Origin of the sequence: Methanobrevibacter sp. V74 (genome assembly GCF_963082495.1) — an archaeon.
GTDB lineage: Archaea > Methanobacteriota > Methanobacteria > Methanobacteriales > Methanobacteriaceae > Methanocatella.
Genome location: NZ_CAUJAN010000004.1, coordinates 184,582 through 198,848, shown reverse-complemented (window position 1 = coordinate 198,848; position 14,267 = coordinate 184,582). Strand labels below are relative to the sequence as shown.

14 protein-coding genes are annotated in these 14,267 nt (G+C 32.6%); 10 read left to right on the top strand and 4 right to left on the bottom strand.

The window, feature by feature from the left end:
- Positions 1-25: 25 nt before the first annotated feature.
- Positions 26-454: a spore germination protein GerW family protein gene (locus Q9969_RS08090; protein WP_305515135.1), complete on the bottom strand. Its 429-nt coding sequence runs from the start codon at positions 452-454 to the stop codon at positions 26-28.
- A gap of 387 nt (positions 455-841) precedes the next feature.
- Positions 842-1,984, bottom strand: a complete 1,143-nt coding sequence (locus Q9969_RS08085) for an alanine--glyoxylate aminotransferase family protein (RefSeq protein ID WP_305515134.1) — start codon at positions 1,982-1,984, stop codon at positions 842-844.
- A gap of 358 nt (positions 1,985-2,342) precedes the next feature.
- Between Q9969_RS08085 and Q9969_RS08080 the strand changes: the two genes are divergently transcribed.
- From Q9969_RS08080 to Q9969_RS08070, 3 genes are read left to right on the top strand one after another with little or no spacing between them, the layout of a single operon-like run.
- Positions 2,343-2,951: a DUF6198 family protein gene (locus Q9969_RS08080; protein ID WP_305515132.1), complete on the top strand. Its 609-nt coding sequence runs from the start codon at positions 2,343-2,345 to the stop codon at positions 2,949-2,951.
- 45 nt (positions 2,952-2,996) lie between these two features.
- Positions 2,997-3,716 (top strand): 6-hydroxymethylpterin diphosphokinase MptE-like protein, encoded by a 720-nt coding sequence (locus Q9969_RS08075; RefSeq protein WP_305556123.1) that lies wholly within the window; start codon positions 2,997-2,999, stop codon positions 3,714-3,716.
- Positions 3,717-3,752: 36 nt separating this feature from the next.
- A complete protein-coding gene (locus Q9969_RS08070) occupies positions 3,753-4,862 on the top strand; it encodes an ORC1-type DNA replication protein (RefSeq protein ID WP_305556120.1) in 1,110 nt (369 codons plus the stop codon).
- A 114-nt stretch (positions 4,863-4,976) separates the two neighbouring features.
- On the opposite strand, the gene Q9969_RS08065 is transcribed toward Q9969_RS08070, so the two are convergent.
- Positions 4,977-5,153 (bottom strand): hypothetical protein, encoded by a 177-nt coding sequence (locus Q9969_RS08065; protein WP_305515126.1) that lies wholly within the window; start codon positions 5,151-5,153, stop codon positions 4,977-4,979.
- An 88-nt stretch (positions 5,154-5,241) separates the two neighbouring features.
- Here Q9969_RS08065 and Q9969_RS08060 point away from each other — a divergent pair, with 88 nt between their 5' ends.
- The 7 genes from Q9969_RS08060 to Q9969_RS08030 all read left to right on the top strand — a co-directional run bounded on the left by Q9969_RS08060 (position 5,242) and on the right by Q9969_RS08030 (position 12,891).
- Positions 5,242-5,655, top strand: coding sequence for an archease (locus Q9969_RS08060; RefSeq protein ID WP_305515125.1), 414 nt, complete (start codon positions 5,242-5,244; stop codon positions 5,653-5,655).
- Between the two features lie 896 nt (positions 5,656-6,551).
- Positions 6,552-6,875: a hypothetical protein gene (locus Q9969_RS08055; protein ID WP_305515121.1), complete on the top strand. Its 324-nt coding sequence runs from the start codon at positions 6,552-6,554 to the stop codon at positions 6,873-6,875.
- A 66-nt stretch (positions 6,876-6,941) separates the two neighbouring features.
- Positions 6,942-8,390 (top strand): RtcB family protein, encoded by a 1,449-nt coding sequence (locus Q9969_RS08050; protein WP_305556117.1) that lies wholly within the window; start codon positions 6,942-6,944, stop codon positions 8,388-8,390.
- A 5-nt stretch (positions 8,391-8,395) separates the two neighbouring features.
- Positions 8,396-9,154: an S-methyl-5'-thioadenosine phosphorylase gene (gene mtnP / locus Q9969_RS08045; RefSeq protein ID WP_305515118.1), complete on the top strand. Its 759-nt coding sequence runs from the start codon at positions 8,396-8,398 to the stop codon at positions 9,152-9,154.
- A 12-nt stretch (positions 9,155-9,166) separates the two neighbouring features.
- Positions 9,167-9,514 (top strand): NifB/NifX family molybdenum-iron cluster-binding protein, encoded by a 348-nt coding sequence (locus Q9969_RS08040; protein WP_305556114.1) that lies wholly within the window; start codon positions 9,167-9,169, stop codon positions 9,512-9,514.
- Between the two features lie 361 nt (positions 9,515-9,875).
- Positions 9,876-10,457 (top strand): 30S ribosomal protein S3ae, encoded by a 582-nt coding sequence (locus Q9969_RS08035; RefSeq protein WP_305515115.1) that lies wholly within the window; start codon positions 9,876-9,878, stop codon positions 10,455-10,457.
- Between the two features lie 1,732 nt (positions 10,458-12,189).
- Entirely contained in the window at positions 12,190-12,891 is a 702-nt protein-coding gene (locus tag Q9969_RS08030) for a TIGR00297 family protein (protein ID WP_305515687.1), read from the top strand.
- Positions 12,892-13,245: 354 nt separating this feature from the next.
- Here Q9969_RS08030 and Q9969_RS08025 read toward each other — a convergent pair whose 3' ends face one another.
- A complete protein-coding gene (locus Q9969_RS08025) occupies positions 13,246-13,539 on the bottom strand; it encodes a PIN domain-containing protein (protein ID WP_305556830.1) in 294 nt (97 codons plus the stop codon).
- Positions 13,540-14,267 lie beyond the last annotated feature (728 nt).

The following is a 14,267-nucleotide window of genomic DNA, read 5'->3' as shown; positions in this document are numbered from 1 at the left end:
AGGATGTTTAGCATGCAGTAAAGCCCTATTCTTCTTTTGCATCATCACTGGTGCTGAATTCAGGTTCAATGTATTCTGATTCATCGTAGTATTCTTCACCAACACCTTGCTGTGTGTCTAAAAAGCTTTTTACAAGATCAGTAATTATCAATCCGATATCAGATATTGCTTTGTTGGTTTCGGTTCCTTTGCTTAAGTCAAGTACACGGACCCCTTCAGCATCGTTGCCTTTTTTAGGTATCATCACCATTGATATTGGTTCTACTCCAGCTCCAGCACCTGCCGCGTCACTACCTTGACTGCCAAGTATGTTTTCACCGGCTCCAAATCCTACTCCCATTTTCATCACTGGAATGAGAACTTTATCTTCAGTTTCAATTGGAGTTCCAATTACATTGTCCACGTTAATCAATTTGCGCAATTCTTCAACAGTTGTTTTAATATTTTCTGACATGGTTTTCACATCCTTTATATGTATATAAGTTTGGCATTTTTATTTTAAATAATTTTATATTGTATGCTCGGGTATTACTTTTTAGACTTATAATGCATAGGTTTCAAGTGTAAAATTTTAATTACACCTAATTTTAGACGTGTATTTCAAGTGTAACTTTTCACTTATAACTTCAAAAATTCCTTTTGGAGAGGAGTATTTCAAGTGTAACTTTTCACTTATAACTTCTAATACACAAGGTGGAGACATTCATTTCAAGTGTAACTTTTCACTTATAAGTTCTAAGACACAATTTGCAGACATGCATTTCAAGTGTAACTTTTCACTTATAACTTACTATAAAAAATATGTTACATCAAACTGAATAAAAAAAGAAAAAAATCAGAATCATAAGTATGATTCTGCAATAGATGCTACACCGGCACCAGCTTCATCAATAACTCCTAAACCTTTTAAAGTCATGCCAATAGCAGCAAAAGTCTGAGTTAATTCTTTATATGAAACATTACCCATGTGTCCAATTCTGAAAACGTTTCCTTTTAAGTGATCTTGACCGCCAGCTAATTCAACACCATATTTGTCACGGGTGGTTCCTCTAAATTCAGCATCGGCAATTCCTTCAGGTATTTTGACGGCAGTTACAGTTGCGGAAGAAACTTCCTCGTCAGCGAACAATTCAAGCCCCAATGCCTTTACTGCATCAACACTAGCTTTAGCAGCTTTGTGGTGGCGAGCAACTCTGTTTTCTATTCCCTCTTCCATAATCATTTTTAAAGCTTCATTCATTGCATATGTAAGTGAAACGGAAGGGGTGTATGGTGTTTCAGGAGGCACTTTATTCCCGCTTTTACGTGCCGCTTTCATATCCAAATAGAAAGTGTTGCTTTCTACTTTATCAACAGCCGCCCAAGCATCGTCACTTAAGGTAATTGCTCCCATTCCTGGCGGCGCAGCAATACATTTTTGTGATCCGGTAAGACAAACATCAATGCCGAATTTATCAACCTTCACTTCATCTCCTGCAAGTGAAGATACGGTATCGACAATGTATAATGCATCATAATTTTTCATTACTTTACCAATTTCCTCGATAGGTGCTGCCACACCTGTGGAAGTTTCATTGTGGATAACACTTACAGCTTTAATATCTTCATCAGCTTCAAGGGCTTCTTCGATTGCTTTGGGTGTTACAGCAGTTCCCCACTCAACTGCTAATTCTTGAGCATCGATTCCATGAGTTTCAGCGATTTTCATGAAACGTTCTCCGAATTTTCCACCTACAACATTTAACATTTTTTCTCCAAGGGCTACAGTATTGGCAATGCCTGCTTCCATTGCTGCAGTTCCGGATCCAGTTAATAAATAAGAATCATTTTGAGTTTGGAAAACCTTGCTCATTAATTCAGTAGTTTCGGTTAAGATTTTACTGTATTTAGCTCCTCTGTGGTTAACAACAGCCTGTGACATTGCATTGAGTACTCTAGGATGCACTGTTGTTGGTCCGGGAAGCATTAACAAAATATCGTTCATTAAATATCCTCCAATTGTAATAAGCTTTTCTAGCCATTACTATCTTTAATTTTTATACTTATTAAATATTTTCAATATATAATTTATTCAATAATGAACATGTTCACATATCGATTTTACTATGCTGTGCAATAAAATATTATTAATCTTCCTGTTTGTTTAAAACTGATTGTTAGTATGGAATTTGTGGCTTAAAAGTTAACATTAAGTGATTTTTCAAATGTATTTTTGAATCAGCGCCAGCTCCAATTATTGGGCAACTTAGTCTTTTCGGCCAAATCATCTGGATTTAAAAATGATGTAAGGTATATCTTATATCATGATAAAAAGGATTTGTTCATTTGCTTTTGGGTTGCTAATGATGTCATTTGGTGTGGCATTTGCAATAATTTCTGCATATGGAACAACTCCTATAAGCTCTATTTCTTATTCGTTGGTTTTAATAACAAACATCAGCCTTGGAATTACAACATTCATCTTTAACACAGCTTTAATTTTAATCCAGTTCATCATTTTGCGCTCAAAATTTCACAAAAAAAGATTATTGCAGCTGATTAACTGCGTGTTATTTGGATATTTTTCTGATTTGGCACTAAACACAGTTTCTTTAATCCCGTTTGACGGATCAATAGAAATGAGTATTCTATTTTTAATTTTAAGTATATTCCTAACAGCATTGGGAATATTTGTCTATATGCCTGCTGATATTGCCCCACTTCCTGGTGAAGGATGTGTGGAAGCTATTGCAATCGTAAGCGGCTGGAGATTTTCAACTATAAAAATTGCTTTTGATGCGGTGATGGTTGTGATATCGCTTATAATGTGTGGATTGTGGTATACAAACATTTTAGGGGCAGTGAATATTGGAACAGTAATATCTGCTTTTATGGTCGGATTTACATTAAGACAAATTAATAATTTGCATACTTATATTACAGGCTCTGAGATTAAGGTTGCAAATAAATAGATTAATAAATCAAAAATTTAAATATAATATAATGAGGTTTTAACCATGGATTTTGGACTTTGGGAAAAATACTATACGGAAATTCTTGAGGATTTGGGATTTTTGCGTGAAAATGATGAGAAATCCGCACTGCTGCTGGACGAAATTTTATCAAGTGAAGGCTGCTTAACTTTAGATGCCCTGTCTCAATTTGTTGATTTTTCAGATAAATACATCATATTTGGCGCAGGACCATCTCTAAAAGAGCATGTAAAATTCTTTAAGGAAAACTATGATTTAAAAGATTATGTTTTGGTTGCAGCTGATGGTGCAACAACTGCACTGATTGAAGAGAAAATCGCACCGGACATAATCACCACGGATTTGGATGGAAATCTTGATGACATATTGCTTGCTAACTTTAGGGGAGCAAACATTGTAATCCATGCCCATGGGGACAATATTGATAAAATTGCAAATTTAACAAAATTCTTTACAAGCGTGCTTGGAACTACACAATCCCAACCAATTGGAAATCTTTACAACTTTGGAGGATTCAGCGATGGGGATAGGGCATTATTTTTAGCAGTTGCACTTAATGCAAAGGAAATCACCCTTGCAGGTATGGATTTCGGTGAAATCATAACCAAATACTCAAGACCCAATATAGAAACTTCATTGGCCAAAGCAGACGACTTTAAAAAGAAAAAACTGTATTACGCCGAGAAATTCACACAATGGATAATTGACAATGAAGATGTGGATATAGTTAACTTGTCTAGATAATAATCGTTTTATAATAAAACAATATAATATGATAACATGGGAATCGAAGATATTTTAATGTATGATGAAAGTCTTTTTCAAGACATAAACGCATTTGATCCAGATTATTTCCCTCCTAACTATAATTTTAGAGACACTCAAATGGAAGCAATGGCAATGTCAATAAGGCCAGCTATCCGGGGAGGAAAACCATCAAATGCAACAGTCCTAGGCTCACCTGCTACTGGAAAGACAACAGCAATTAAAAAAGTATTTGAGTTAGTCGAAAAGACAACAGAAAAAGTATTGTGCATTTATATTAACTGTCAGCTACACACAACACGCTTTGGAATATTTTCACAAATATATAAAAAAATCTTCGGACACATTCCACCTGAAACAGGTGTTCCATTTTCAAGAATCTATGGCCAAATAATGAAAGAACTTCAAAAAACCGGAAAATCTCTGGTTGTAGCGCTAGATGATATTAACTATTTGTTCCAATCAAAAAATGCTAACAAAGTAGTATATGATTTGCTCAGGGCATATGAGGAGTATCCTGGTGTAAAAACATCTATTTTTGCAATCCTGTCAGATTTGGAATTCAAATATGCTTTTGATAAAAACGTAACTACGGTATTCATTCCTCAGGAAATAATATTCCCATTATATTCCTACTCGGAAATAGAGGATATCTTACGTGACAGGGTTAAGGCAGGTTTTTTCCCAGATGTTGTCTCTGATGATATCCTGGAGCAGGTTGCTATGTACACTTTTGAAAATGGTGATTTGAGAGTTGGAATTAATCTTTTGAGAAGTTGCGGAAATATTGCTGAAGCTGATGCAAGCCGTAAAATTGCTCAAGAACATTTTGATAAGGCTATTGATTCACTTGTATCTGTTAACATATCTCAAACATTAAAAACTTTAACCGATACAGAAAAAGATGTTTTAAAGTTCATTTCTGAAAATGAAGGAAGGCACACTATTGGCGAGATGTCCGAAATATATAAAGAAAAAACAGGATCAAGTTACTCTTCATTTAATAGGGTGGTTGACAAATTAGAATTTGTAAGATTAATAGATACCAAATTTACAGGAAAAGGGGCTGTAGGAAATTCTAGGGAAATTATATTGCGTTTCAACCCCAAGGACTATGATTTTTAATAGCCTTTCCTGTAACTGGAAATTAGTTTTTAAACATTAGAGTATAGTTTTTTGCATGGCAAGCTCATAGTCTAATGTGCAACTAAGGGTTTGGCATCTATTTAATGCTCCAGGTTATACTACTGGAGCTTGAGCTGCTACAATTGAAATAACAGAGAAAAGTAATGCTGCTATTACTACAAGCATTACCATGCAAGATTGAATGTCTATATTGTGATATATTATTTCGTCTTTTAATGAATTTCTTTTTCTTAAATCTACTTTAATTGAGGTGTCTTTATTGCCTAACATTTTAATCCCTAATCTTAAATTGTTTAAAATCCATATATAAAAAAAGAGATAGAGAGCATTTGAAGAATATTATTTTTGAGGTAATCACATGAAAAATTATGAATATTTTGAAGCCACGGCAGATATTGGATTTACATCTTATGGAATGGATATAACCGAAGCATTTGAAAATGCGGGACTGGCTATTTTTAATATAATATCTGATACTTCAAATATAGAACCTTTAAATGAAATTGAATTCGAAATAACCTCAGAAGATGAAGTATCTCTTTTATATGATTATTTGGAGGAGCTGCTGTTCTATCATGAAATCAAATTCATGCTGTTTAGTGAATTTCATGTTGAGATTAGTGATAATTTACACCTAAAAGCTAAAATTAAAGGAGAAACCATAAATTGGAATAAACATGAGCGAAAAACAGAAATAAAAGCAATAACATTTCATAAAATGGAGGTTAGAAAAACAGACCATGTTGAGCTTCAGGTTATTGTTGACTTATAATTAGTTTCATAGGAAGTATTTTCATAAAGCATGAATGCTCCAATTACAATGAAAAAACAGGGCGGAACTCCTTGATGAGGCTGAAAAAGAAGAAGAAAGACGCTGGAAATACAGAACTCTAAGAAAAGACTATTGGGCTTCAGGGCATACCTATACGAAAAACACGCATGCTCCACAACCAAAAGCATATTCAGCAAACTCTTGGCATTCTACAGACATTTAGAAATAGAGATACGTCCATTGTTTCCAATCAGCACCAAAAACATAGATGAAGTGGCAATCAGCTTTAAAGACTTGCCTGACAAAAACATCATCAAAAAAGCTTTGAAAATATCCATTCCTCTCATGAAGTCAATAATCCTATTCATGAGCTCATCAGCTGTGCAAGAATGGAAACACTGAACCTTACAGTGTGAATTCATCAAAGCCACCGAGGACTGCCACAATCGATGACATCTATGAAACACTCAAAAGGATGAAAGACAATCAGGCAATCTTGCCACTCTTTTATCTTAAAAGGCAGAAAATAAACAAGTATTATTACACCTGCTGCAGCTGAAGCAACAGTTGAAATAATCAATTACATTTTAAGCGAAAACAGGTATCTGCAACCGGACTCCCAACTGTTTAAAATCAGAGAACAGCATTTCATCAAAAAGTTCAGAACAATCAACAACCAGCTTTGACTGGGAAAAGGTGGATACAACAACCGCTTCCCTATCCACATGCTGAAAAAATTCCATGCAAGCCAGCTTCGTGAAATCGGACTGAACATGGACACCATAGACACCCTGCAGGGCAGGACCAAAATCGAAGTCAGGGAAAGCTATTTTTTTGACAACAATGAAGAAGGGGATTTTTAAAGTATTTATAATATCCCTTATAAATTTATTATCATGAAAAGAACTAAAAGCATCTCAAGAATTTTTGAAATGATATTGGGTATTGTTGGTTCACTAGTCGGAATATTCTCAGGTTCCTTTTTAATATTCCTTGGAAGTGTTCCAACCAATGCACATACTCCTTTTTTAGGATTAATTGCAGTCGTTGCATCATTTTTAGGTATTGCTTCAACATATTATGTTAGAAAAAATGCTGAGATTGCAGGTATTGGTTTTATAATCGCAACTATGTTCGTTATTCTTGGATCTGATTATATTAATGTGATAAGTGCGATATTTTTACTTCTTGCAGGTGTTTCATCATTATTTAGAAAATGATTTTTTAGAAAACCTTATTTAAATGCCAATAATATATATAAAAGCAATTATATTTTTTGTGATACTATGACAATTAAAGACGAAATTAAAAAAGTGAGAGATAATGTTTATGAGATTCCGGGTTCTTATAACAAATCTATGAGGGCTTCTGGAAGATTTTATATTGCAGATGAATACATTGACGATTTGGAAGAGGGAGCTATTGAACAAATTGTTAATGTGGCATGTCTTCCAGGTGTTCAAAGATATGCAATAGGATTGCCTGATATTCATTTCGGATATGGATTTCCGATAGGGGGAGTTGCAGCATTCAGTATAAGAAATGGTGTCGTATCTCCTGGAGGGGTTGGATTTGACATTAACTGCGGAGTCAGATTAATCAAATCAAATCTGGCATTGGAGGATATTGAAGATAGCCTAGATGAACTTACAGAAAAGTTATTTGAAAACATCCCTTCAGGTGTAGGCAGCAAAGGCAAAATCAGACTGAAAGAAAATGAAATTAACGATGTACTTGATTATGGTGCTGAATGGGCTGTAGATAATGGATACGGATGGGCTGAAGATTTAGAAGTTTTAGAAGAAAATGGTAAGATGGAGGATGCCGATTCAAGTATCGTTTCTGATAAGGCTAAAAAAAGAGGTATTCCACAATTGGGTTCACTTGGTTCAGGCAATCATTTTTTAGAAATTCAAATTGTGGATGAAATCTATGATGAAGAAGTTGCAGAAGTATTTGGGCTTGAAAAAGGAATGATTGTTGTTATGGTTCACACAGGTTCAAGAGGCTGCGGACATCAGGTATGCTCTGATTATTTAAGAATAATGGATAAGACTTATAAAAATTATAAAATTAATATTGCAGATAGGCAATTGGCTTGCGCTCCACTTGATTCAAAAGAAGCACATAATTATATTAAGGCAATGTCTGCTGCGGCTAATTATGCATGGGCTAATAGACAAATGATAACTCATTGGATTAGGGAAACTTTTGAAGAGGTCTTAGGCAAATCTGCAAAAGAAATGGAAATGAGCATTCTTTATGATGTGGCTCACAATATTGCAAAATTGGAAACCCATAAAATTTATAATCGCGAAGAAGAGGTCATAGTTCACCGTAAAGGAGCAACAAGAGCATTCGGTCCTGGAAGGGAGGAAGTCCCTGAAAAATATAGGGATGTGGGACAGCCCGTTTTAATTCCAGGTACAATGGGAACTGCATCATATGTATTGTATGGTAGCGAAACTGCAATGGGGGAAACATTTGGTTCTACAGCTCATGGAGCCGGCAGGATCCTGTCACGTTCCAGAGCTAAGAAGGATTATGATGCAGATGAAATCACTGACGATTTAGCATCAAAAGGTATTAAAGTCAAAGCTAGCAGTAAGCATGTCATTGAAGAGGAAGCTCCTGGAGCTTATAAAGATGTAGATTCAGTAGTTAGGGTTTCTGACAGTACAGGTATTGCAAAATTGGTTGCAAAAGTAAAACCGTTGTCCGTTTGCAAAGGATGATTGCAATGATAGGTATTATTGGAGGCAGCGGAGTTTATGAAATTGCTCAAAAAGCCGACTTTTGTAAAAATGAGTTAGTCAAAACTGAATATGGGAATGTTGAGGTATCCATTTTAGATATATGTTCTAAAAAAGTGGCTTTTATTCCTCGTCATGCTTCTGGACATTCTATTCCTCCACATAAAATCAATTATCGTGCAAATATTGATGCACTTAAAAATGTTGGGGTTACAAAGGTAATAGCTACTAACTCTGTTGGTTCAATGAATAAGGACATGCCTCCGGGATCTTTTGTTGTTCCAGATGATTTTTTAGATTTCTCACAAAACAGGGATAAAACTTTCTATGAAGATTGTGTGGTTCATATTGATGTTACAGAGCCTTATTGTCCTAGTTTGGCTAATGTTTTAGATGCTTCAGGGGATGTAATATTGGGGGGAATTTATGTTTGCACTGAAGGGCCCAGATTCGAAACACCTGCCGAGATTAAAATGTTTAAAATGCTTGGGGGGGATATTGTTGGAATGACTGGACTTCCTGAAGTTACCTTGGCCCGTGAAAGAGAAATTTGTTATAATTCCATTTGCATAGTGTCAAATTACGCTTCTGGAATTTCTGAAAATGAGCTTACGATAGATGAGGTATTTGAGATGCTTGCTCAAAAAGAAGTTGACCTATATGAATTAATATATAACTTCATAAAAAATGTTGATGATGAGGAAGATTGCAGTTGTCTTCATGCATTGCAAGGTGCTGGAGTGTAAGTGGTATTATAATTGTATTATTATTTAATTAAAATGGAGGATTTCAAAATGCGTTTGGCGGTGGTATCATCTGATGGTAAAAATGTTGACACTCATCTTGGAAAGGGTAAAACCATATACGTTTATGATGACATGGATTTTGTTGAAAAACGTGAATTAGAAATTTCTGATGATTCAAAACATCAAGGCGGAAAAGTAATTCAAGCTTGCAAGGATTGTGATGCTATAATTTCAGTTCAATATGGTTTTAAATCTAAAATCAAAGCAGACGATGCTGATGTTAAATTGGTCATGGATGAAGGGCCAATTGAAGAGGTTTTGAAGAGATATATTGATCATGTAAATTTCATGAAAAACTAAATGTCGGCACTTGGTTTTTAAATCTAAGATATTTGCTTCTTTTTTTACATGATCATAAATAACTTTTAAAAATTTTATTATTTTTTATTTTTCAAAAATTTTTCCTATATTTTTAAAATTCAAAAACTTTTATATATTATGAATAAAATAAGTAATTATAACCTTTATTGGCGGGTTTTATAAATTAAAACTTTATTTAAAATATTTACTTAAAATAACGTGAGATTAACTCACATGAGTTTCTTTAACGATTGTAAATTTATACTTATTTGAAATCATTTTTACAATTTAGTTAAGGCTAGTTTTAAAATTTTAATGGCGCAACGCTAATATTATAGATTAAATTTATAGGATAGATATAATGGCAAAAGCAAAAGCAAGACGTAGAGTACGTGATACATGGAAAGAAAAATCCTGGTATACTATTAAAACACCAGTGAACTTTGAAGATAAAGAAATTGGAGAAACTCCATCTAGGGATCCAGATTTTCTCATTGGAAGAGGTGTGGAAGTTACCATGAGGGAATTAACCGGAGACTTCTCAAAACAATACATCAAACTCAGATTTGAAATTGACAATGTTGCAGGCAATGTTGCAAACACCAAATTCACAGGTCACAAAACCACTACTGATTATGTAAGAAGTATGATTAGAAGAGGAACTTCCAGAATCGATGCTTCCACAGTAGTTAAAACCAAAGATAATTATAAATTAAAATTACACGTTTTAGCTGTAACTACTAGAAGAGCTAAATCTTCCCAACAAAGATACATGAGAAGAACTATTGAAGATTTACTCATTGATGCAGCTGCTGAAAAATCCTTTGACGATTTGGTAAATGTTTGTGTAAACGGTAAATTAGCATCTGAAATTTATCACAATGCTAAAAAAATCTACCCACTTAAAAGAGTGGAAATTATCAAAAGTAAAGTAATTAACTAAATTACTTAACTTTATTCTTTTTTTTATCATCTTTTATCTTTCTGCAGGTCATTTGATATTGGCTGAAACTACTTAATTTTTAACTATTTTTAATTTTAAAAGTTTCATTAGTGATTATGAAGCATAATGCCTGATGATTTTTCATGTTTTTTATTTTCTTACTAAATATGTGGTTTTAAAATAATAATCTTGTTTCTTTTTATTGTTGATTTTATATTTGGAACTATTTGGGAGTCAAAAAAAGAGTTGTTTCTAACATTTCAATGTTTAAATTGTTTTATTAGTTTAAAAGACTTCACAAACTAACTTAAGAATAATTTTGGCAAACATGATATAGTATAGTAGTTTTAAAAACGGTTGGGCGGATTTTATGCAAAGTTAAAAAACTAATTTGATTTTCAATGCATCCACCGTTATGTAAAAAATGTAGTTTATTAATATATTAAAATAAACCTTGTAGAAACCTTCTTTAAAATATTTGTATTGCTATGTAAATGTTATAGAATACATCTTTGAGTTTTGTTTCTTTATTTTGAAGGTTGTGCTTCGGCTATAGTTGCTATGTTTAATCTTTTTTTTATTACATATATCTACTTTCCACATTCATTTTTTGGGTATATGTGGTACCAGATGGGTTAGTACAATTTAGCAGATAATGTCCGGTTATATCTTTTTTAATGGTATGGTTAAATGCTCCTAATTCTTAATTTATGCATTTTTTTATGAGTTATGAATCATAAGCTTTATATGCCCGTATATAAATGTGGTTGAATTTGTTTTAATTGCATTATAGAAGATATTATGAATTGTGTGCCGTATTTTGAATCTCAATTTGCCGAATAATTTAAAATTATTCTTGTGTTGACATCAATTGAAATATGGTTTTTAATTTAGCTTTTTTAGATTTTTCATCTTATTTTACATAATATTGGTCTGCATAGTCACTTATATGTCCTGTCTCATAAATTACTGCTAATTTACAATCTATTGATGTAGGTATAGGATTAATTTGTTTAACTCTTTTAATCTTGTGTCTGACATTATTAAAAAGAATTTTGGGATTGTTATGTAATGGGGTAACTTTTTAAGTTTCAAATTGGGTTATTTTATCTGAAACTTCTAAATTTCTATTGTTTCAAGTAAGTTTGCATCGCTAAAATGGTGTGTAATTGTGATTGATTGTATTATATGGTTGCTATCACAGGAATGCTTTGTAATATCCATTTTTCAATAGTTGAATGTTAATTCAACAAAGTCAAGTAATTATTTTGATTTTGACCAAGTTCAAATAGTTTTTCATCTTTACTTTTTCCATTAATATTAATCCTAAAATTAAAAGAGTTAACATTCCTGAATTTAAATAATAATGTGGAAATAGTTTATTTTTTTATTTATATTAATAATTATTCTCAATTATGCATATTTATAATTTATTATTAGGTTTTTTAAATAATGTCATGTATTAATTCAAGTGTAAAAAAATTAAAGTAATCAAATAGCTTAAAATTAAAATCAAGGCGAGATATGAAAAAATTTTCTCAAAAGTAAAAGTGCAAGTGAAAAAGAGTAATCAATAAAAACATGTTAAAAATAAGAAAAAACCATTTAAAATGATTATTTAAATAAAACAAGCAAAAAAATTCGATATTCATCAAAATTTTAACATGCTTTCTACAAGGTTTAAAAATCTTTTTATATTATTTTTAACAAATACTTATAGAAAGTTGTGGTAATAATGTTCGGATTTTTAATGATAAATTGGGTTTATGTTATTCTTTTGTTTATTTTAGGTTTCATTACTTATAGAAGAAAATCTCTAGATTTATTTGGTTCAGCAGTTATGATTGTCATGGGAATAATAATTATATTCTCTGCAGGTACGAACTGGCTTTTATTAATTGTTCTATTCCTTGTCATGTCGTTAATTGCCACAAAATTCTCTAAAAAGTATAAAATGTCACTTGGAGAATTTGAAGGAAGGAGAACTTCTAAAAATGTAATCTCAAATGGTGTGGTCGCATGTTTTATGGCTGCATTTGGAGGATATTATTTGCCATTCGTTGGAGGATTTATTGGGGCTATTGCAACTGCAACTGCAGACACACTAGCTTCTGAAATTGGTGTATTGGATACTCATCCTCGTTTAATTACAACTTTGCAAAAAGTAGATCCCGGCACAAATGGCGCGGTTTCAGTATTGGGAACGGCAACTGGGATTTTTGGTGCAGCGATTATTGGTATTTCAGCATACTTTTTAGGAATTTTAGAAAATCCTCTCTCTGCAATTTTAGTTTCAATAGTTTCTGGAACCATTGGTTGTTTTATGGATAGTATTTTAGGAGCATTATTTGAAAATCAGGGACTTTTAACAAACGAACATGTTAATTTAATTGCAACTATCGTAGGAGCAATTGTTGCAATATTATTAATTTAGATTTATTTTGTTATAGTATATTATGAAAAGTTTATCTCTGAAATGACAAATATCTATTCATGAAAACTTCAGATAAACTTGAACATGATGAGATTAAATTACTTGAAGAGCATTTTAAAGAATATAGGCAAGCTCATAATATTTATATGAGAATACATCTTTAGAATGGTTAAATTTGGCCAAACCAGATCTCTGCTTGGTGAATATATTCATAGGATAGAGAAACAATTGGAAATCGGTGATGAAATTTTTTGGGGTAAACATTTCGTAAAATACTATGGAACAGGATTTGCTTAAGGAGGATATTAATAATCTTAAACGCATGATGGAAATAAATTATATTTCCCGCTATTTTTATAAATAGATTCTTATTATTCCTTGGATTTTATCAAAGTCTGAATCGAATGACACTGCAACAGAAAGGGTGCTGTCCATAATTGTGTTTAATATAGTGCAATCATAGTAGTTAACCCCTAGATTGTAATATTTAAATAGTTTTAGGATTTCTCCATAATCTTTATCTGTTAGAAAAACCACCTTGTCCCGGTTTAGCAGGACTTCTACTATTTCATCCGGTTCGATTTTGTAATCGTTCTTTTTTAGGCTGTTTAGCACTTCCACCAGTACTGTGTTATTGATTAGTTTCATTTCCTTGTGTTTTTCTGGTTTCAACAATTTTCAATTTCAGCAATTGTTTAAAGTCTTCATTTATTCTAATTGTTTTGACCATATAATAATCACATCCAATATTTGTATATTAAATAAAAAAACAGTATATCAACTACTAGAAAAAATCATGATTAAAAAATAGAATCAAAATTATTCCATTAATGTTTAATTAAAAATAAATTATATGATTAAGTATTTGAATGATTAATCATGAAAATAAGAATTCGAGAGGTCAAATATCTAACCTCCCTTCGCCATATGAGGGTGCCTGATTTTGTACACTTTTCCCATTTCGTTATAACCTTGACTGAGGAGTTACTTGTATCGGGCACATCATCCAATTCCTGATGGAGTCAATTTCTGTAGTCTGCTGATCCATAGAAATAGGAGTTGCATCATCGCTAACAATTGCCTGCATGTTCCAGCTGATAATCACAAAGACAAGAAAGCGACTGCAATAACAAGCATGCATCCACTAAATAGAAGTACCTGCCATTGGGTCTTCTTCGACATGTTGTCTTCAAGCATTCTTTCGTCTAGCCGTCTTTAATCAATCCATATAATCCAATAATGCATCTGAGAGCACATCCAAATCAACCAAAAACTCGAAACTCATAAAAATGAATTCAAAAACCTTAGCTTGACAGCATTGCAGATATTCATAAAACTCAATAACAATACTTAAAATAAACTTATGAAAAACATTT